The organism is Paenibacillus sp. NAIST15-1 (assembly GCF_001894745.1).
Classification (GTDB): Bacteria; Bacillota; Bacilli; order Paenibacillales; family Paenibacillaceae; genus Paenibacillus_B; species Paenibacillus_B suaedae.
The window spans coordinates 118908-138500 of the sequence record NZ_BBYF01000005.1 but is presented as its reverse complement, the minus strand read 5'-3'; the positions used below and the strand labels follow the sequence as shown (position 1 = coordinate 138500).

20 protein-coding genes are annotated in these 19593 nt (G+C 41.5%); 3 read left to right on the top strand and 17 right to left on the bottom strand.

Features of this window, described 5'->3' with window-relative positions; genetic code table 11:
* Positions 1-19: 19 nt before the first annotated feature.
* The 4 genes from PBN151_RS13680 to PBN151_RS13665 form a co-directional block, all read right to left on the bottom strand.
* A complete protein-coding gene (locus tag PBN151_RS13680; RefSeq protein WP_072729398.1) occupies positions 20-235 on the bottom strand; it encodes a hypothetical protein in 216 nt (71 codons plus the stop codon).
* A complete protein-coding gene (locus tag PBN151_RS13675) occupies positions 232-1638 on the bottom strand; it encodes a sensor histidine kinase (RefSeq protein ID WP_072729397.1) in 1407 nt (468 codons plus the stop codon). The genes PBN151_RS13680 and PBN151_RS13675 overlap by 4 nt, the downstream gene beginning before the upstream one ends.
* Positions 1635-2342, bottom strand: a complete 708-nt coding sequence (locus tag PBN151_RS13670) for a response regulator transcription factor (RefSeq protein ID WP_072729630.1) — start codon at positions 2340-2342, stop codon at positions 1635-1637. The genes PBN151_RS13675 and PBN151_RS13670 overlap by 4 nt, the downstream gene beginning before the upstream one ends.
* Positions 2343-2512: 170 nt before the next feature.
* Positions 2513-2863, bottom strand: a complete 351-nt coding sequence (locus PBN151_RS13665) for a hypothetical protein (RefSeq protein ID WP_072729396.1) — start codon at positions 2861-2863, stop codon at positions 2513-2515.
* A 116-nt stretch (positions 2864-2979) separates the two neighbouring features.
* Between PBN151_RS13665 and PBN151_RS13660 the strand changes: the two genes are divergently transcribed.
* Entirely contained in the window at positions 2980-3381 is a 402-nt protein-coding gene (locus PBN151_RS13660) for a hypothetical protein (protein ID WP_072729395.1), read from the top strand.
* Positions 3382-3744: 363 nt separating this feature from the next.
* Here the strand turns inward: PBN151_RS13660 and PBN151_RS31275 are convergent, their stop codons facing one another.
* From PBN151_RS31275 to PBN151_RS13640, 5 genes are all read right to left on the bottom strand, one after another.
* On the bottom strand, positions 3745-3897 hold the full coding sequence (locus tag PBN151_RS31275) for a hypothetical protein (RefSeq protein ID WP_175460792.1): 153 nt from the start codon (positions 3895-3897) through the stop codon (positions 3745-3747).
* A 556-nt stretch (positions 3898-4453) separates the two neighbouring features.
* Positions 4454-6793 (bottom strand): bifunctional glutamate--cysteine ligase GshA/glutathione synthetase GshB, encoded by a 2340-nt coding sequence (gene gshAB / locus PBN151_RS13655; protein ID WP_072729394.1) that lies wholly within the window; start codon positions 6791-6793, stop codon positions 4454-4456.
* Positions 6794-6818: 25 nt separating this feature from the next.
* Positions 6819-8162, bottom strand: coding sequence for an MATE family efflux transporter (locus tag PBN151_RS13650; protein WP_072729393.1), 1344 nt, complete (start codon positions 8160-8162; stop codon positions 6819-6821).
* Between the two features lie 137 nt (positions 8163-8299).
* Positions 8300-9358: an ACR3 family arsenite efflux transporter gene (gene arsB / locus PBN151_RS13645; protein ID WP_072729392.1), complete on the bottom strand. Its 1059-nt coding sequence runs from the start codon at positions 9356-9358 to the stop codon at positions 8300-8302.
* A 14-nt stretch (positions 9359-9372) separates the two neighbouring features.
* Positions 9373-9693 (bottom strand): ArsR/SmtB family transcription factor, encoded by a 321-nt coding sequence (locus PBN151_RS13640; protein ID WP_021253368.1) that lies wholly within the window; start codon positions 9691-9693, stop codon positions 9373-9375.
* A 370-nt stretch (positions 9694-10063) separates the two neighbouring features.
* Between PBN151_RS13640 and PBN151_RS13635 the strand changes: the two genes are divergently transcribed.
* Complete coding sequence (locus tag PBN151_RS13635) at positions 10064-10495, top strand: protein-tyrosine phosphatase family protein (protein ID WP_072729391.1); 432 nt, start codon at positions 10064-10066, stop codon at positions 10493-10495.
* Between the two features lie 483 nt (positions 10496-10978).
* Here PBN151_RS13635 and PBN151_RS13630 read toward each other — a convergent pair whose 3' ends face one another.
* The 8 genes from PBN151_RS13630 to PBN151_RS13595 form a co-directional block, all read right to left on the bottom strand.
* Positions 10979-13333 carry a M13-type metalloendopeptidase gene (locus PBN151_RS13630; protein ID WP_072729629.1) on the bottom strand — a complete coding sequence of 785 codons (2355 nt, stop codon included), beginning with the start codon at positions 13331-13333 and terminating at the stop codon, positions 10979-10981.
* Positions 13334-13363: 30 nt separating this feature from the next.
* Complete coding sequence (locus tag PBN151_RS13625; protein ID WP_072729390.1) at positions 13364-14113, bottom strand: ABC transporter permease; 750 nt, start codon at positions 14111-14113, stop codon at positions 13364-13366.
* Positions 14110-14859, bottom strand: coding sequence for an ABC transporter permease (locus PBN151_RS13620; RefSeq protein ID WP_072729389.1), 750 nt, complete (start codon positions 14857-14859; stop codon positions 14110-14112). The genes PBN151_RS13625 and PBN151_RS13620 overlap by 4 nt, the downstream gene beginning before the upstream one ends.
* On the bottom strand, positions 14856-15578 hold the full coding sequence (locus tag PBN151_RS13615; RefSeq protein ID WP_483311009.1) for an ABC transporter ATP-binding protein: 723 nt from the start codon (positions 15576-15578) through the stop codon (positions 14856-14858). The genes PBN151_RS13620 and PBN151_RS13615 overlap by 4 nt, the downstream gene beginning before the upstream one ends.
* 82 nt (positions 15579-15660) lie before the next feature.
* Positions 15661-16683 (bottom strand): sensor histidine kinase, encoded by a 1023-nt coding sequence (locus PBN151_RS13610; RefSeq protein ID WP_072729387.1) that lies wholly within the window; start codon positions 16681-16683, stop codon positions 15661-15663.
* On the bottom strand, positions 16680-17357 hold the full coding sequence (locus tag PBN151_RS13605) for a response regulator transcription factor (RefSeq protein WP_072729386.1): 678 nt from the start codon (positions 17355-17357) through the stop codon (positions 16680-16682). The genes PBN151_RS13610 and PBN151_RS13605 overlap by 4 nt, the downstream gene beginning before the upstream one ends.
* Before the next feature lie 237 nt (positions 17358-17594).
* A complete protein-coding gene (locus PBN151_RS13600) occupies positions 17595-17834 on the bottom strand; it encodes a hypothetical protein (RefSeq protein WP_227774655.1) in 240 nt (79 codons plus the stop codon).
* Positions 17835-18117: 283 nt separating this feature from the next.
* Positions 18118-18957: a hypothetical protein gene (locus tag PBN151_RS13595; protein WP_072729385.1), complete on the bottom strand. Its 840-nt coding sequence runs from the start codon at positions 18955-18957 to the stop codon at positions 18118-18120.
* A gap of 347 nt (positions 18958-19304) precedes the next feature.
* Between PBN151_RS13595 and PBN151_RS31930 the strand changes: the two genes are divergently transcribed.
* Positions 19305-19481 carry a hypothetical protein gene (locus PBN151_RS31930; RefSeq protein WP_227774649.1) on the top strand — a complete coding sequence of 59 codons (177 nt, stop codon included), beginning with the start codon at positions 19305-19307 and terminating at the stop codon, positions 19479-19481.
* Positions 19482-19593 lie beyond the last annotated feature (112 nt).

Genomic DNA, 19593 nt, shown 5'->3' with positions numbered 1-19593 from the left:
AAGCGACTCCTCATTGAAGTCACTTTCTATTTCGTTTATGCTTTTTTAATCGAATTTTTCGGTATATGAGATAAATGACAAAACCTAAAACAACTATCCCTATGCATGTCGTCCGTTTGAAATAAGCTATTCTACTTATGAAAGTATCTCCTTGATAATACATAGCCGAAACGGTTAAACACACCAGGCCAATCGTCACAAAGAATGCGGCGATCAACCAGTCGACTTTTTTCATATCGACTCCTCCTGTATCGTCGGGAGGGCAAACTGAACCGTAAAACAAGTACCATTCCCCATCTTACTGGTAACCTGAATGTTTCCTCCCTGCAGCTCCACTAATTTCTTTACAATGGATAGTCCGAGTCCCGTACCGCCAGTTTGTCGTGATCTGGACTTCTCTGCTCGATAGAAACGTTCAAAAATGTACGGAAGCTCCTCCTCTGGAATGCCAATGCCTGAATCCTCTATGGAAACAGAGACCGTATCATGAGTGTGACTCGTATGGATTCGAATCGTACCCTGTTCTGTATAACGTATCGCATTTTCCAATAGATTGATCATGATCTGTTCCATTCGCATTCCATCCCCGCGGATTAGCGGAATTGAATCCGTCAGATGAACGCTAAGTGCTATCCCTTTCTCCTTTGCTTTTAAAGTCACCCTATTAACGGCCTGATTTATAATGTCATTTATATCGACCCATTCGATGACAAGACTGACCTTACCTTCTTCCATCTTCGAAAGTTCAAACAGATCGTCAACCAGATGCTGGAGGCGAACGCCTTCCTGATAAATGATGTCTAGATAACTGTCCTTCTCTTCTTCTGTCTGATACAAATGGTTTTTCAGCACACTGGCATATCCTTTAAGGTGCGTGATCGGAGTTCGGAGTTCATGAGATATATTAGCGAAAAACTCTTGCCGTGTATCTCGATATCGCTGTAAGTCGGTTGCTAAATTATTGATCGCCTCCGCCAAATCGCCAATTTCATCTTTTCGTTGAATATCTAATCGGTTTTCTAACTCTCCAACGGCAATTTTCTTTGTCGCTTGCTGCATAAGAATTAGGGGCCGAGAAAAGAGGTGTGCCATAATCCACGTTATTCCGATTGCAAGTAAAAAGGCTCCTACTCCTGAAAGGAGCAGCAGATTTTGCACAGCAGCAAGAGACTTATCCATACTTAGGGTGGAGGCCATTACATAAATTGCTGAAGATACTTGATTATCGCGATAGATCGGTTGTCCAATCACCACATAACGATTGCCTAATGGATCTTGGTGTTCTAAGTTAATGGAATTTCCAGAGAAGATCTTCTTAATATCTTCTGGATGGATAAACGATCGGTCTGAAGCACTGTGTTCACCTGTATGAAGCGTTATCTCGCCTTTAGAGTTGATATAAAACATACTCACATTTGAAAAATCAGCGAAGGTCATAATCATTTCCTCTGAGGAAGACTCCGTTGTTTCTGCCATCGAGATGAAATGAGAGGTCATCTCTGCGACCTCCGTTCTCATTTCCGAATGATAAAAGTTAGAGAACATCTGATAGATACTTACACCCAGAAAGGAGATGACGATAAAGAATACCGAAATGATGATTAAACCAAGTTTCACCCCAATTCTATTGTTCCTCATCTCGTTACTCCTTGGGCTGTAAATTTATATCCTACCCCCCACACGGTTTCAATGGGATTATAGCCAAGACCTGCGCGTTGTAGTTTTTCTCGGATATTTTTTATATGGGTATCAACAGCACGAGTGTCACCGGTATATTCATAACCCCATAATCGTTCAACTAACTCTTCTCGTGAAAAAGACCGCTGCGTATTTTTCGCTAGATAAAGGAACAAATCAAACTCTTTGGGCGTAAAATCAATACTTTTTTCATGAATATGAACTTCGCGAGCTTCTGCGTTTATTTTCAGATTGTGAAATTCCATGATCGTATGCTGAAACTTCTGCGATTGGTTGATCATAGAACGCCTTAACAAGGAACATACACGCGCTACTAACTCTTCGGGTTCAAAAGGCTTTGTTAAGTAATCATCAGCTCCAATGCCTAGTCCATGTACTTTGTCCTTTGTATCAGAGCGAGCCGTGAGCATGAGGATAGGTATTGTTTCGGTTTCACGTATTGCTTTACAAACCTCCCAACCCTCCATTCCTGGCATCATGACATCCAAAATGACAAGATCAAATGCACTCTGCTTCATGATGGACAACGCCTCGTAACCAGATGAAGCTTCCTTAACCTCAAAGCCTTCCTTTAAGAGAAAAATGCGCAGCAAATTACGCATATTCCATTCGTCATCGACTACAAGTACCCGAATTTTTGACATATTGCTCACCCGCTTCTTCAATCCTAATTCAAATGTCAACTTTTTATGATCTTTCAAAAAATCAATTTCCATCTACATTTGTCCATTGCTCGTCATTTGAAGACTGCCCCGACTGATTTCCATTATAAATAAGAATAACATAGGCAGCGGCATCAACGGACACATGAGTGTTATTCATCATCGCTTAAGGTGTTAGTCCCCTTATGATTGCAATGTCTGTGTGCATGAACTTTATATCTGGATTTTAGATCCTGTTTGTGTTGAAACCATGTTGAAATCATGGAGTATAAATAACAAGTCGAGAATTTTCTCAACCGCTTTACGGTTCTTTCCCTTGTATGGATAGTCAACTCATTCCCATAAGGATTCAAGAGTTGCACCATTTCTTGCATTTCACGGATACAGGTAAGTGCCATCTCCTTCAACGTGCCACGGGAGCCCCAAGAATCATGTAAAATCGCTTCTATGCCTTCTGCGATCATCTGATCATGATTGAGATCCGCCATCTTCTGGTCTTCCATACCGAAAGGTTCATCTTCTTTGAGTAGCATTGTATTTGTAATTAAATGAAACAAACATTTTGGAATTTAAATGTAGTGAAAAGTGCATAAAAACCTGTTTAGAAAGGAATAAGAGAATGATAAGCTTTGAAACTATGATAGAAACTGCAAAATCAGTTCTTGCTGAAGAATTGCCTTTGCAAAACTCAGAAATGCCACCACAGGCGACAGTACTACTTACTGACCATGGCAATGTACATGTAGCTATCTGTCGTGACGTGTTCGGTTCCGACTGTGGTTATGTAAACTTAATAAATACGCTTAAAAACAAAGGAGAGTCTAGAGTTCTCCAAATGGTCACAATGTGGAAGAACGGTACTGTTGACTCTCCTAGTATGAACTTAATAAAATCAATTTATGAAATGAACAAGGAAAATCTAGAGACCGAAGTCATGTTATTTGGTAAAAAACATGATGACCCAGAAGAGCTACCACTCAGAAATTTTATTAGTAAACTGAAATACATGATTATTTATTGAATGAATGCAATTTTAACTCCTAATCTATTATTTATGTTTTACCAATGAATCCATTTTTCTCAGCAAACCTGTTCATCAATTATGCATACATAATAAAGGCTATTGAAATTGAATGTTGGGTATATATCCACCTTTAAATGTACAAAAAATTGTTGCTTAAATGATTGGTCATAATTGTTGATTTATTGTATTGCTACTCCTCATGCAAGTACCAATTCTGTTGCGTTCATGTAGTAAGAATATTACTCATAAAGTACATGTAGTCGATCGAGCGAGGATATGAAATGACTTCAAAGCTATGTATCATTTATCTTTAAAAGGGCTCCCTAACGGGTGCCCTAAATTCTCGTCGTATCTCTGGGGTTATTGCACGAGTTTGCCTTGTTTGGTTTCTACATTACGAGAAACCCTTTTAGCAGTGGTCATCGTGTTCTCTTCAGCGAATTCGGTATTGAACTTCTCATTCGGAGTTTTATAACCTGAAGAAGCTGCTGTTTTATTTTTATTATTTCCCACAGATTTCACCTCCTTTTGCATATCACGAAAGAAACATCTTCTTCCGTTTTTGCGGGCCTTTCATCACGCACCCTCCTTATTATGCAATCAGGCAAGGTAACATATGCGATTTATCCCCTACGTAATAACCTAAACTTAGGCATCTCGTTGACGGTAAAATACAAATACAAAAGCTGCTGTAATCTTCGCATGGGTTGTCAAAGACATTCATGGCAGCTGAATTGGTATGCACGATTTCATGTGAATTTCCTTGGGCTAAATACTTTCAGATGTAAAAGATATCATGGATAAATGTGACTAAAGAAATATATTATTCCGAGATTTCCCTCATTCTATATGGAGTAATATGAAATCTTCCAATGCTTCTCAATACAGAACACATCTAAAAAAATGGTGGGCTCATCTAAATTCAGTATAAAGTGTCCATTCGCTTGAGTTATTTTATCCGCCTTTTTCATTTTTTCTTCCTCAGCTTTTGTGAGCCGGGACTTTTCTTTGATATATTTGTCATGCTGTTCTTGCTGCTGCTTTCGCTGAAGCTCTTTTTGGACAACAATTAACTCCCTACTTTCCCAAACAGCAAGTCGAGAATTTTCTCATCCGCTTTACGGTTCTTTCCCTTGTATGGATAGCAGTGGATATGAATGGCGGGATTAAAGTTGATCTCAATAATACTGTAGTTGGAATCAGATGCTTCAGATGTAATATCATCAATCATCATGTCCACCCCACAGAACGTTGCACCTGCAGCCTTCGCTGATTCAATGGCTAATGTCATATAGCTCTCCGGGATTTCATCGGTAAAGTCAAGACTGTCTCCCCCAGTACTGATATTGGAGTTTTCCCGTAAATAGACAACTTGTCCTAAAGAAGGGATCCCGCTCCATTGATGATTATGATTGTTTAAGAACATGGTTTCTGCTTCACCTAGCTGAATCTTCTCTAAAGGCGTCTTATAACCGCGACCCCGAAGCGGATCTTTATTCTTTTCATGTACGAGCTGCTCAATCGTGTGAACTCCATCGCCCACGACATTGGCTGGTACGCGATGCAATACCCCTACAACCTCATCGCCCATGACCAGGAATCGATACTCTTTACCCGTCATGAATTCTTCAAGCAGAACGGTCTGATCATGCTTAAACGCCATTTCAAATGCTTTTTGATAGTCTTCCTTAGAGAACTCACGATTAAAGATGGTGATACCCAACCCAAAGTTGGTGGACTTCGGTTTAATGACGATAGCTTTGTCCCGGTACATCTCATAGGCAGCCAACGCCTCTTCCTGACTACGGAAGGCGTCCCCATTCGGTACTCGAATACCACGCTCTTTAAGAACTTCTTTCGTCACAATTTTATTTTCCATGATCAATACCGTACTGTAGGAATCAAGCGACGTCTTGGTAGCCTGCTTTACATATTCCTTATGATCTCCCTTAGTAAACAGGACGAAGTTCTCTTCTCGGTCAATTAATTTGAACGTAATCCCACGTTTCACGGCTGCCTTTAGAAGCAATTGAGTTGATAATTCTAAATCTTCATATCCAACAAAGCGGTACCCGCTTTTTTTGCTCTCCTCGGCGTACGCTTTAGCTTTAGCTAGGTGATATTTCATAAAAGTGGATTTCTGAATACCCGACTTAATCCTGTAGGCAAAGCTCAACTCGGGATCAAGGATTTTTTGCATCTCCCCATCAAGGATTTGGATCAACTCTTCCCCGTCAGGATTCAAGAACCGCACCATTTCTTGCATCTCACGGATACAAGCAAGTGCCATCTCCTTCATCGTACCAAGGGAGCTCTTTGAATCATGTAGGATCCCTTCCAGGCCTTCCATGATCACCTGATCATGATTGAGTTCCGCCATCTTCTGATCTTCCGCACCAAAAGGCTCATCTCCTTTGAGCAGCATAAAGAGAATAAATAGATGGACAAAATGCATCTTATTTTTACTGATCCCAATCTTATGAAGCGGGTTGAGATCAATCAAGCGCAGCTCTAAGTAAGCCACACCATCTTCTAAAAGTTCTTGCAATGGATTCAATCCTTTGGCTGTTTTCAAGCGAACGGGGCTGTAAAATTCCTTCGCATTCAGTAATTCGTCCTGCTGAATTAATGTGTTCAAATCCCGTACGTAGTCATGTGCCGAATCAAAGGATACATAGAGCGGTTTTTCATTCCGATAGCCACATACACTATTTCGCAGCGAATTCATATTCGCGAAGTAGTGGCTCTTGTTATCATCTGAATGGCTTAATGACACACACTTTTGCATGTAAGTTTTATCAAAGACTGGACTTGCCCCTGTTAAATAAATGAGCAACCAACGGTACCGAAGCAGGTTGCGTGTGATCTTAAAGTAAATTGCATCCTTAAAGTCCTTGTAGGTTTCACCTTGCCCTATTGTTTCATGTAACTTTTGTAAAAATCGTTCATCAAACGAGAAATTATAATGGATTCCACTCAGCAGTTGTCTTTTACGGCCATATTTATCTGCTAATTCATGACGGTACTCATCCGCGATTGGATCATTCATCTTGGCAATAGGAATCTCTTTTTCATCGGGTAAGATTGGAGGATTACTGCTTGGCCACAAGTACTCTCCATCAAGCTCTAAAGACACAATATCCTGGAGGGCTTCCATGAACCCATATGTCTCTTCAATCGAGTCAAAAGATGGGGTTATCATCTCGATCTGACTCTCGGAAAAGTCGGTTTGGATATAGGGATTCTCTGTCTTACTCCCAAACGACTTAGGATGTGGGGTTAGCGCCAATTTACCCTCATGATCAACCCTAACATTCTCTTTCTCTAGGCCAAATTGACCTCGAAACAAATCCTTATTTAACGAATTGTCGATGATTTGTTGTATGATTCCACGATGTAACAAATTCACATGTTGAACCTTCCTTCTTATTATGTTAAACCACGGTGTGTGGAATTTTCATTTTACGTAGCGACCTCCTAAACCAGAAGACCAAAACGATTCCCTTGAACACACTGCTTAAAGCAATAGACATCCACACCCCATTCAAGCCGAATGGTTCGGATAGAATCAGAGCTAGTGGTATTCGTAATGCTGTAAAGGTAATGCTGAAAATCGGTGGGATATGGGTTTTCCCGATTCCATTAAAGGCACCTACCGTCATAAGCTCCATACACATAAACAGTTGGGAATAACCAAGGATTCGCATATAATCCGTCCCTAGCGCTAAACTCGCCTCATCAGATAAAAAAACAGAGAAGAGCTGCCCAGGAAAGAGAATAAAGATGATCGATATAAAGATGCCGAATCCCGACGTCAACAGCAAAGCTTTTTGGTATCCTTGCCGGATACGATCTATTCGACCCGCTCCATAATTTTGTCCAAAGAAAGCAGCAATAGCGCCTTGCAGCCCACCTATGGTCATGTAGGAGATTGATTCAATCTGAATACCGACTTTTTGAACCGCAATGGCATCCGCACCAAAGCGTACTATGATCTTCGCGATGATGATGGAAATCAACGTGAAGGTCACCCTTTGAATCGTGATCGGGAGCCCCATGCGGATGACTTCTTTCATGAGATGGCTATTCCATGCTGATGACTTGGTAATCATCCCAGAATGTCTGGTTTGAATGATAAATAATACCGTCACAAGAAGGTTTGCCAACAAAGTCGCAATAGCTGCCCCTACAACGCCCAACCCTTCAAAACGTCCTATGCCAAAAATCAGAAAAGGATCGAGAATGATATTAAGAATAAGACCAACCGTGAAGATATGAAACGGCTGCTTGCTGTTCCCCATCGCGTTCAATATGGTCGCGAACAACATATTTACGACGGAAAAGACAGTACCCAAGATGGAGATCAATAAGAACTGCTTCGCCATCAACTTCACTTCACCACTACCTAAATCGAAGAACCCAATAAGCTGATCCTTTGTCAAAAAGACGAATGCCATATAAAGAAGGCCTAGCAAGACAGACATGATAAATCCATTTTTGATATAGGTCTTAGCTTTATCACCCTCGCCTGCCCCCATACAATGGGACACCTTTATTCCCGTTCCGATCGTAACCATCGTAGCCAAAGCGATCGCTAGATTAATAAAGAAGCTCGCCGTCCCAATTGCTGCAACGGGACCGCTTCCTAGCCGGCCAACCCACATCATATCGACAAGTCCATAAGTCGTGGAGATGAAGTTGGTTGCTATGATCGGAAGGGATAGTTTCATCAAAGTCGGCATAATCTTGCCTTTGGTTAAATCAGTTGTGCCTTTCATGCTGTACTCCTTTATGCCCTAAGTAAAAACCGACCATAAGGGTCGGTTCAAAGCGTTGATTATTTTCCTTCTGCCAGGAAATACTCGATTCTAGCTTTAATTGCATCGCGCACCTCACAGAATTGAGCTATGAGTTCTTACTTATTTAGTGCAGGCTCGAAATACTTCTGCTTGATCCAAAGCGACACATTTACAAGCCCAATCAATACAGGTACTTCAACGAGTGGTCCAATTACCGCGGCGAATGCAACTCCTGAATCCAGACCGAACACACCAATTGCTACGGCTATCGCTAGTTCAAAGTTATTGCTTGCAGCCGTGAAAGATAAAGATGAAGCCACCGGATAGGAGGTTCCTGACTTTTTCGATAAGAAGAAGGATACTAAGAACATCACGACAAAGTATATGATCATTGGAATCGCAATACGCACTACATCAAGCGGGAGCTTGACAATCAATTCTGCTTTAAGCGTGAACATCAAGACAATCGTAAATAATAATGCAATTAGGGCAAGAGGACTAATCTTCGGAATCAACACTTGTTCATACCACTGTTGACCCTTCAGCTTGATCCCAATCACGCGTGTCAGTAACCCTGCTGCAAACGGAATTCCCAAATAAATCAGCACGCTCTCTGCAATCTGTCCCATGGAGACATCAACAACAGCGCCCTCAACCCCAAACCAGCCTGGTAGCACCGTAATAAACACATACGTAAAAACGGAATAAAACAGGATCTGAAAGATCGAGTTAAATGCAACAAGGCCCGCTGTGTATTCAGGATCTCCCTTAGCTAGATCACTCCATATCAAGACCATCGCAATACATCTTGCAAGCCCAATCATGATTAGCCCGATCATGTATTCAGGCATATCAGTTAGAAACAAAATGGCTAAGAAGAACATCAGAATCGGACCGATAATCCAGTTCTGTACTAAGGACAGAAGGAGCACCTTCCAATCTTTAAACACCCGTCCAAGCTTTTCATACTTCACTTTTGCAAGCGGCGGATACATCATCACAATCAGACCTATAGCAAGCGGTACCGAAGTCGTTCCAATTTGCATACTAGAAAGCACATCAGAGAAATTAGGCACCAGATACCCTAACCCTAATCCAATGGCCATTGCCCCAAAGATCCAAAAAGTGAGATAGCGATCCAGAAAAGAGAGTCTCTTGGTGTTATCTTGACTCATGACATCCACACTCCTTATTCACACATCATCGCGTTGATTTTTTCTTGCTCTTCTTCCCCTACCTTCGGCAAATATTCAATTGCTTCTTTTAAATGAGGTTTATCCTCAATCGAAAGAGAGTAATAAATCCACTGTCCTCTTCGTTCTTCTACCACTAAACCAGCGTCCTTTAATTTACGAAGATGCTGGCTAATATTCGGTTGAGTCGATTGCAATAGCTCAACTAAATGACATACGCACATTTGTTGTTGGGATAAAAGTGAGACAATTTTTAGTCGAGTTTTATCACCTAACAACTTAAATTGCTCCGCCATTTCCTCTATTGAGATCATCATGTTTCGGTGCACCTCCCTGATTTCAAGCTTATTATATAATCATCCACTTATATAAGCAACTGATTATTTAATGCGACGGAAACTGTTGAAAATATAAGTACATAATTATATAATTACTCACGTATTCGAGAATATCACACTCAAGGAGACGACAACAGATCCCGCAGTTCACCTCTCCCTCGCCCTTGTAGATGATATAGAGGAGAAGTACCCATACCTTTGCAATCCTGAGGAGACCCACGTTGTAATCGTCAGTAAATGGATTCAAAAAGTCAAGGTGTTATCCAAACTCACCGCTCTCTTTCTTTGGAAAACAACCGAACCAATGGAGACTGCTAGAAATTCTTACTCAACATTAAAGGAGCCTGAAATGAACGAAAAACCTTACCACGAGTTGATACCAAATCTCTATATGTGTGGAGCAAAAGATGTAAATCAACTGATCCAAGAGCAAGGCATTGATGTGGTTGTTGATCTACGAGCAGAGGTAGACCCTGCTGAGCTTACACCACTCAACATTACAAGAATTCATGCCCCTCTAGAGGATCATGCGGAGGGTACAGAAGAATCGCAAATGAAAGAAGCAATTCAGGCTGTTGTTACCCATCACCAAGCAGGCAAAAAGGTTGCTTTCCACTGCGGGGCTGGACGAGGACGCACGGGAGCTGTTGCCGTTGGAACATTAATGGAATTAGGATTAGCCTCCGACATCGATAGTGCTTTATCTAAAGCCAGAGAATCACGTTCCATTCTGAAGATGAATGAGGCTCAACGTGCAACTTTGATGCGTCTTTACCTATAGGTTAAGCTGAATACAATAAGAGACACCCAAATAATTCGGGTGTCTCTTATTCATTAATTACCATGATGACTACTTAATTACGGCTCGATCCCTTTTTTACAGCTAAACGATATAACCCTCCACCTTCGACCCAGGAACCCAAACTTTAATAACGCCCTGGATTCCTCTTTTGGCTCGACCACCACATCTTGAAATCCACTTTGCGTTAGCATCGTTTTCAGCTCGTTTACAGATGTCCCCAGTCTGTATCGAAAAGCATTCTGTCCGGATTCACCAACTTCTGAAATAGATCTTCGGGAGTTTGGACTTTTTGGAGAAATGAATCTGCTTCATCCAAATCCGTAGAGCTTACTCCAAACCTTTCTTTTAAATGTTGAGCCTAAAAAAAGCTGACGCCGGTAGGTTTCCGGAGCCAGCTTTTTCAGCTTCGTTTATTTCATGTCCCTTACTCAGGGCCAAATAAAAGGATTATTTATTACTGGATTACCAAATGCTCACGCGGTTCTTAGGAGCGACGTACATGGCATCCTTTTCGCTTACTTCGTATGCTTTATAGAACTCTGGGAAGTTCGAGACGGTACGGTTTACGCGTACTTTGTTTGCTGAATGCGTGTCTACTGTCGATAGGTACGCAGCCGTTTCTTTACTCATGGTCATACGCCAGATCGTTGCATAACCTTCAAAGTAGGCTTTGAAATCTGGGTTTTCCATTTTGGACAGTACTTGAAGCGATGCCGCCATACCGCCAAGGTCGGCGATATTTTCGCTTACCGTCAGCTTGCCATTATTGTACACGCCAGGAAGCACCTCAACATGGTCATAGTAGGAAATAACCTGATCACATTTTTCCTGGAATTTTTTAAAGTCTTCCGGAGTCCACCAGTTGACCGCATTTCCGTTTTCATCGTATGCAGAACCTAAATTATCAAAAGCATGGCTGATTTCATGTGCAATGACCATGCCGATCGCTCCCAAATTCGTTTCGCGTTTGGCTTTGATATCATAAAACGGAGCTTGCAGAATGCCCGCCGGGAACACAATTTCGTTATTCAGCGGATTATAATAAGCATTTACCTCATAGGTGCTCATCATCCAGCTGCTCTTATCGACAGGTTTTCCAAGCGAAGAGAACGCTTGTTTTTTGAGTGCTTTATTGATTGCCACTATGTTGTCAAACAGCGATCCGCCGTCCGCAAAAGTTTTAATGGAAGCATCCTTCAAGTAATCATTCCACTGATCCGGATATCCGATTTTGATTGTCATTTTATCCAGCTTTTTGATGGCTTTGGTTTTGGTTGCTTCAGACATCCAGTCCAGCGCTTTGATCCGCTCTTTATAAACCTCGATGAACTGCTTAACCATCTGTTCAACGTCTTGTTTGGCTTCTTTCGTGAAATATTTTTCTGCGAATTCCTGGCTGAGATACTGATTCATGACGGTTTGGGTGGTCATGACCGCCATTTCTTCATTTGTCTTTTCACCTTCAATTCCAAACAGTTGGGCTTCAAATTCAGTTGCCAATTTCACAAAATCTCCCGATAAAGTGCCCCCGGCATTCATCAACAAAGTGGCTTTGGCGTAGGCTTTGATCTTGTCCAGATTTTTCTCGTTCAAAACTTCCGCGCTTTTATTCAATAATCCAATGTCGGTTACAATCACTTTGTCCGCTTGATCTACCCGGAGTTCTTTCATATATTTGCCCATATCGATCGATTTAAAGAGCGCGATGAATTTATCTTTGGTGTAAGGATTATAGTAATTTTCAACTTTCCCCTGATCCTGAAGATCCATTGAGGATGCAGCTAGTTCTTTTTCGAATGCGTACACATCTTCGGCTTGCGCTTTTGCTGCTATCTCGTCGGTACCGGACAGTACAAACAATTTGGTCAGGTAGTTCGTGTACACTTTTTTGGTCTTTTCGTCGCCGGAGACATAGCTGTTTTTGTCAAGCCTCGTGCCAAGGCCCGAGAAATACAGCGCATTGACGTTACTGTCCTTCGCGTCGCCCATCACGGCAAAAGACAACAAACCGCCTTTCGAGATTTCGTTCTCCATCTTCATGTTAGTATCAAATAATTCTTTGACAGAGGAAGCCTTCTCCAGATCTGTAATATAAGTTGCAATCGGTTTGATCCCTAGCTTGTTGCGACTTTCCATATCGAGTACCGATTTGTAGAAATCGGCGATTTTTTGCTCTTTGGAGCCTGCTGGGTTTTGTTTTTTTACAAGTTCATCGATGATTGCTTTAGTCCGGTCCTCGTTGGCTTTTGCCAGCTCGTTAAATACGCCGTTGGACATTTCGCCTGCTGGGATCTTGGAATCGTTCAGCCATTTTTTATTAACATATTCATAATAATCATCGCGTGGATTCGAGCCTTTAAGGGCCATGACCCGATTCGTCAGCGTAAGCAGTTGTTCTTTCGTGATATGATCGGAAACGCCGAGTTTGCCGTCCGGATAATCGGTAAGCACGCCAGAAGCAATTAGCTTGGTGATTTCGTCTTGTCCCCATTTCGGTACGTCAGTATAGGATGCAGAGGTGTTGGCTACGCGCAAATCATTGCCTTTTGGCGCAGGCAGGTTCGAAAACGCGCGGCCCAGCATGATCAAAGCTTCAATTCTGGTCACTTCCTGATCTTCTCTTGCCTCTCCTTTGCCGTAACCTTTCAAAATATCTTCTCTTTTGATGCCCGAATTGTAATCGTCTGCGGCATTCAGCAAAAATTCTACAACTTCTCCCCGTGTTACGTTCGGTTTGGCTTCTTGTGCCAGCACGTATGTAGGCAACGCGGTCAAGAACAATGATGAGGACAATAATAATACTGCAATTTTTTTCAAGTCTTCTCCCCCTAAATTTGGATTGAGCATCTAGGCATCTCGTTTACGGTAAAATATAATAGCTACTGTAATAAAAACCAGTGTCCATAACATTAAAATACCTGTCCCTTGCATTGGTGTAAAGATATTTATTTCATCAGTGGAAGCCGGCATATACATATAATATCCTGCCGTATCCGGAAAATAATTAGGCAGAAAATCTCTCGACAATGGACTAGCAATGAAATAATAACCAAGCAATATTACTAAGGCAGGAGTGGTTCGTCTTAGTAATGCACCTACAGCTGCACTGAGAAGTGTGGTTAATGTTAGATAGCCTGTTGCTCCTACTAATGTTTTTATCAGTGTGTCTATTTCAAACCCTACTGCTGCGTCTCTCATTAAAATAAAAGTATATAGTACACCTGATGCAGCAATAATAAACGCCACAGGAATAGTTATAATTGCTAATGCCAAATGCTTCGCGGATAATTGAAAACCACGCCAAGGTATCGTAGTTAACGTAGTTCGTATCTGTCCACCAGTATACTCCGAACAAGCAGCTAAGATACCAAGAATAATGAACCCTGCTTGAAGATATCCCATAGAAGCAAGTCCTATATTCAGTATACTTCGCGTTCCTGCTTCCTCTTGTAGACCAACAGAAGTAAAAGCTTCGGCTAAAAATAAATTAACAATGAACGTACCAGTAAGAGTGCGCCATATCAATGGCAATGTAACTAATTTATCTAGTTCAGCACCAAGGATTTGTATTATCTTTCTACTAGAAGAGTCACTCATGATGCAACGTCCCTCCTATGGAACACAATAACTGCAACAATGAATAGAACGGCTACCCAATCAAACATGACTAAACCGCCTGTGAATGGGGTGTGAAATCTGTCGCTCGTAAACATAAACATATCAAAGCCAGCCCTGTCTGGTAAGTAAAACGCTAACTTTGTAACCTTAGAAAGCAGGAAACTAAATGATACAACGGATGAATTTATGATGAGCACAGCAAGCGGGATAATGCCATTCTTAGTTAGAACCGTAATCCCAAATGCTAAAAGGGCAGTGAATATCCAGTAACAAACTGCACCGATAAGTCTAGATGCTTCAAATACAGGGGCGTATTCACCAAGAATAAGATGTGTTGCTGACGCAGTTGTCATCATAGCAACCATACAAAGCAGTATGCTGATCACCGTCACAACGCCTGCTTTTGCCAGCAAAAAATGAAGCCTTGATGGAACAACCGTTAAACTTGAGGTAATCTGTTGTCCTCCACCAGATTCACTGCTCTCTGTCATATACTCACTGCTGACAGCAAGCACACCAAGAATAATGACACCTTGCACACCAAGACCGAATCCAATATAGCCAACTTCTGATAGCCGTGTGCTAACTCCAGCTATTATCTCCTCTTTTTGTGCTGTAATGTCCAAGGCAGCAATGACCGCTGGGGCAAACGCTCCAATAAGAAAGGCAAGCCAAATGCCCGGCAGGGAGAACAATTTAGATAATTCTGCGTTGAATGCTCTCATATAACATCACCTGCATGTTCAGATGTCAGAGCAAAAAAGGCTTCCTCCAGCGTAGAGTGGTTACCTATAATTTCTTCCAAAGTTCCATCTGCAACGATTTTCCCGTGATTAATAATCACCACATCATCAACCGTCTCTGCAAGCTCTCCCATGAGATGACTCGAAAGCAACACCGTGTTACCAGACGCAGCACGTTCACGTAAAAATGTCCGAATCCAGCGAATTCCTTGTGGGTCGAGCCCGTTTACGGGTTCATCTAAGACCAGTATTTCGGGATCACCAAGAAGTGCAGCAGCCATTCCAAGTCTTCTCCCCATACCAAGGGAATAACTCCCAACCCGTTTACCTGCTGCATTCGTGAGACCCACTATTTCCAGAACTTCCTCTACACGTGAACGAGGCAATCCTGCGGCACGAGCAATCCAACGCAAGTGTGCCCGTCCTGTTCGCATACGATGAGCTCCAAATCCATCAAGTGCGGCACCTACTGTTGTTAGAGGATTATGTAATTCTGCGAATGTCTTTCCATTAATTAGTGCACTCCCTGAGGTTGCACGATCTAGTCCAAGCAGGATGCGAAGTGTAGAACTTTTACCTGCCCCATTTGGACCTAAAAAACCAGTTACTCTGCCTGGTCTAGCTTTAAAGCTGACACCCGACAGGATTTCCCTAGTTCCGCGATGTGTCACCAAGTTATTAATGGTAAGCAACCATAACACTCCCTTTCTGTTATGGTTCTATTATAAAGAAGCAAAGTTACATCTCGGTTATCATGCTGTTTACTTCTGGCTTACCTTTAGGTTACGCTCTACCAATAGCTACTCTTGTGCCATTTTCATTTGATGTAAAGTCAGCCTTCAGCTTCATTTTTTTCAACATATAGTTTGAAGTCGATAAACCAATCCCCGCTCCACGCTCATAGGATGAGTTATCCATACCTGGGCCTCTGTCTGCAACAATGATTTGTTCTTTTTCTACATCAACCACAATGTTTGCATATTTCCCCGCTGCTGCATGGCGAATAATATTCTGAAATAAATTATCCAGAACCCGTGTCACCCATGTAGGATCTGCTTCCCAATAAAATGTTTCATCTGCCGGTAAATCAACATCGAGCTGAATTTCTTTTTCCTCAAATACAGGATACCACGCAGCAACAGATGCCCTTACCAAACGTCCGATATCTGTTGAAACGGGCTCAAAAGGATGTTTTCCTGAGGTAAGCAATGTATACGTAAGTAAATCATCCATTAGATCTCCGACTCTTGTAATCGTATGGTTGATCTCTGTTAACGAGTTTTGTCCTTCTACACTCATGGATTCTTTATTTAATTTGGTGACATGTCCTCTCAAAATGGTAAGTGGCGTTCGTAAGTCGTGTGATAAATTCGCAATGAGTCGATGTCGTAACAATTCTTCTTCATATGCTTGTTTACGACTGTCTTCAAGCTGCTGAATCATCCAATTAAAAGAACTTCCTAACTGGTCTATCTCATCCATACGATCCGCTTGAACAGATATGGGTTTCGGAAATGAGTTATTTTTAGCAGAAGATGACATGACTTTCTGTAAGCGGGCGAGACGTTTGCGAAGTCTCAAGAAGAACAGCCAAGATAATATAACAAATGCGACAATAATAAAACCAAACAATAGCAAGGCAACGTAAAATAGATGTAACGTATTTAGATCTTCACTATTGATAGAATCTCCATTGATAGAAAACCCAATAAACGCACTGAAGAAAATAAGCACAATGGGAGGAAGAAAGATAAATAGAAAATGTACTTTTAGAAAACGTCGAAATAATGATCTATTCTGTTTCATAGTTTCACCCGATAGCCTATTCCCTTCAACGTTTCAATAATCTCTGGAGAATCAGGATGACGTTCCAGCTTTTGACGCAGTCGATGGATATGTACCATTATGGTCTTATCACCAGTGATATAAGTTTCTTGCCAAATTGCTTCATAGATTTGTTCTTTTGGTAGAACTTGATTGGGGTGGCGTAAGAAGTACATTAAAATTTGATGTTGTTTCCCAGTCAATATAATTTCTTCTCCTGTGCGTTTGTCATATACCATTTGGACTTCCGGATCTACTTCTATATGATCTCCTAATGAAATGCGTTCGGAATGTGTTCCACCTCTTCGACGGATTAATACTTCTAATCTTGCAACCAATTCATCCGTATGGAATGGTTTCGTTACATAGTCATCAGCAAATTGCAAACCATCTACCTTGTCATCTATCGATGTTCGAGCAGATAACAACAAAATAGGAACAGCAGGAGCTGCTTTCTTTAATCGTTTTCCCACCGTAAATCCGTCTAACCCGGGTAACATGATATCCAAAATAACTACTTCATGCTGATGTACTTCTTTTTCGGCTCCTTCACCAGAAAGCAGCCACTGAACTGAAAATCCTCGCTGTTCCAATTCTTCTTTTACCCAACTGCCTATTTTCTCATTATCTTCAATATATAATACGTTTCTTTTCAAGTAGCATCCCTCTCTCTAAATTGCGTTCGCCATTAGACAGATTAACACAATACAAGAAATTTTCCAGTTAAGACGATTTTAACGTTAGTTTATAGAGTTTCATAAAAATGAGGCCCGTCTAAAGTCTATCACCATGCGTTGCACACATAAAATGAGCAGACTGATGGCCTGCTCATAAATACTACTTTTTGATAATCTATTACTGGAAATTGTTTTTCATCAAAACACGCCGTAATGTTAACTTACCAATAATTCTAATAACCGTTTCTTGAATAACTGATTGTCAATGGTCTTACAGACCGTTGCATTAGGAGGATTGCCACCAAAGCCATCTGAGATAGCTGATTTACTCCCATCATTTATGATAACTTGGCCATAAGCTGCTTCTTCTGTGGTACACACATAGCAGTAACATAGCTTGTCTTCAAGAACGATATCATCCCATAAAACAACACCCATTCCCACTGCATCAGGCAAATCAACAAAGTGCCCTCCACTTGCTTGTAGGTTGTATAACAGCTGTAACTAAATCACGCATAAGTGGTTTGGCTGCTCCAATATAAATTGGATCTATTTGTTTTCACTTGCGTACGGTAGATTCTCCTCTTTCACAGGAGATCAAATAAAATGTAGATTTTTTCGCCCAACTAGTAATAAGGTTCACCTCAAAGGGGCTATCGGCGGAAAATAAGAAGGAGCTTGTCGCGCGTGACAGCTCCTAGAAATCCAATTGGTTAACATACTCTTAACTTGCGCCCAACTATGAAAATGTGCTAAGTAAAGACGGCCATACGGAAATTTTCTCACGGCAGGATGGACATGATGCTTCCCCCGCTAAATAATACAGATGCCTAACCAATGTTTGCTCCCCGATCGCTTCCGCCCGCTCCGCTAATATTCGTATTTCTTTATCTGCAAATGACGTGACCGGGACGATCAGATGGGATTCCTGATCAGTGTGAAAGACGGGATCTTGTTCATAGGCTTGAAGTATTTCGATTTCTTCAGAATGATCTACATGAGGCCAGATATATACATCATTGTCGCAGGCCGGACACATGGCCACATACTCATCACCGTTACTAAAAGTCATCAACATATCGGCAAGCATATACGAACCTCGATAAGCGGCATCCGCAATAAGAATAAAACGTTTCTCCGTCTCATCGACGGAATGATGGGCTGTATAGGTGAATACTTCCTTCGTAAGCGCCTTGAGTTTCCCGATAGCCTCTACATATTCACGATACAATTCAGTGCAGACAGACTTGCCTACATCTTCAGCCAGTTCAGCCCAAGCTTCTGGAAATGGCTCCTCATCGTGCCCATCACGGCTTGCCTCGATTATACCGCAATTTACAAACAGCTCTTTGCGCACTTCAGCATCAGATGTTGAACATGCGATTTGTGCTAAAAAAGGCATCGCTGCATATGTGGCCGTATATATCGTATTTTGATGGTACAAGTACTCTTGGAAGATTTCATCAAAAAGCTCCTCACTATAATGGCGCATTAGCTGCTGCAATAACTCAGATAGATTTTCTGCAGAACTGTACGGCCCTGTCAGCTTTCCCCATACATCGCTATTCCACGTAAGCAAGCTTTCCCTCCGTTCCAAATTTCCATCTTCTACCCTTTTCCTTATTGTATCACACAAAAAACACTGGAATCAGTGCCCAACATCCAGCGCCTCTATCTCCTTTAGTTTTAGAAGATTACAGATTCCCCTAGATAGCAATTACATCCACATGCTCTAGCGTGCTGCCACCCATCGACCTACATAATCAATAAATTCAGCGATGGATGGGTTACTGATTGCTAGTATAGACCAAAGGTAAGTCATCTGCCCAAACGAAAGCTTCACATGTTTTTTAGTCTTGACACAAATAAATGGTAGACTATATCATAAAACCAGTAAGTATTTCCACGTAAAGGGTGTGGTACTTTTTGAAAAGTTCAAGCTCCCAATCTTTTCCTACAAGCTTATTGTTAAGTGCCTTATTGTTATTTTTGATGATTTCTATTGGCATCATCTTTACTTCAGATGCAGGTGTGAAGCATACTGAAACTGGAGATCCATTATTTATTGCATCAGACAGACAAACGGGTACAGTTAAAATCTAATATACTCTTTGAAAAGAGGGACTCCGTCCCTTTTTTTGTTTTTTAAAAGGTTTACATACTGATTAAGTATGCTGGCTTCGGAAGCTGCTCAACAAAATATGTTTAAACTATC

What these genes read in the sequence shown, in the direction of transcription:
- PBN151_RS13640 (WP_021253368.1), bottom strand. Translation starts at nt 9,693, where the DNA reads ATGATGATCTCAATAGAGGAAATGGCGGAGCAATTTAAGTTGTTAGGT.
- PBN151_RS13650 (WP_072729393.1), bottom strand. Translation starts at nt 8,162, where the DNA reads ATGAAAGGCACAACTGATTTAACCAAAGGCAAGATTATGCCGACTTTG.
- PBN151_RS13665 (WP_072729396.1), bottom strand. Translation starts at nt 2,863, where the DNA reads ATGGAAGACCAGAAGATGGCGGATCTCAATCATGATCAGATGATCGCA.
- PBN151_RS13625 (WP_072729390.1), bottom strand. Translation starts at nt 14,113, where the DNA reads ATGAGTGACTCTTCTAGTAGAAAGATAATACAAATCCTTGGTGCTGAA.
- arsB (WP_072729392.1), bottom strand. Translation starts at nt 9,358, where the DNA reads ATGAGTCAAGATAACACCAAGAGACTCTCTTTTCTGGATCGCTATCTC.
- PBN151_RS13620 (WP_072729389.1), bottom strand. Translation starts at nt 14,859, where the DNA reads ATGAGAGCATTCAACGCAGAATTATCTAAATTGTTCTCCCTGCCGGGC.
- PBN151_RS13680 (WP_072729398.1), bottom strand. Translation starts at nt 235, where the DNA reads ATGAAAAAAGTCGACTGGTTGATCGCCGCATTCTTTGTGACGATTGGC.
- PBN151_RS13675 (WP_072729397.1), bottom strand. Translation starts at nt 1,638, where the DNA reads ATGAGGAACAATAGAATTGGGGTGAAACTTGGTTTAATCATCATTTCG.
- PBN151_RS13660 (WP_072729395.1), top strand. Translation starts at nt 2,980, where the DNA reads ATGATAAGCTTTGAAACTATGATAGAAACTGCAAAATCAGTTCTTGCT.
- PBN151_RS13670 (WP_072729630.1), bottom strand. Translation starts at nt 2,342, where the DNA reads ATGTCAAAAATTCGGGTACTTGTAGTCGATGACGAATGGAATATGCGT.
- PBN151_RS13610 (WP_072729387.1), bottom strand. Translation starts at nt 16,683, where the DNA reads ATGAAACAGAATAGATCATTATTTCGACGTTTTCTAAAAGTACATTTT.
- PBN151_RS13635 (WP_072729391.1), top strand. Translation starts at nt 10,064, where the DNA reads ATGAACGAAAAACCTTACCACGAGTTGATACCAAATCTCTATATGTGT.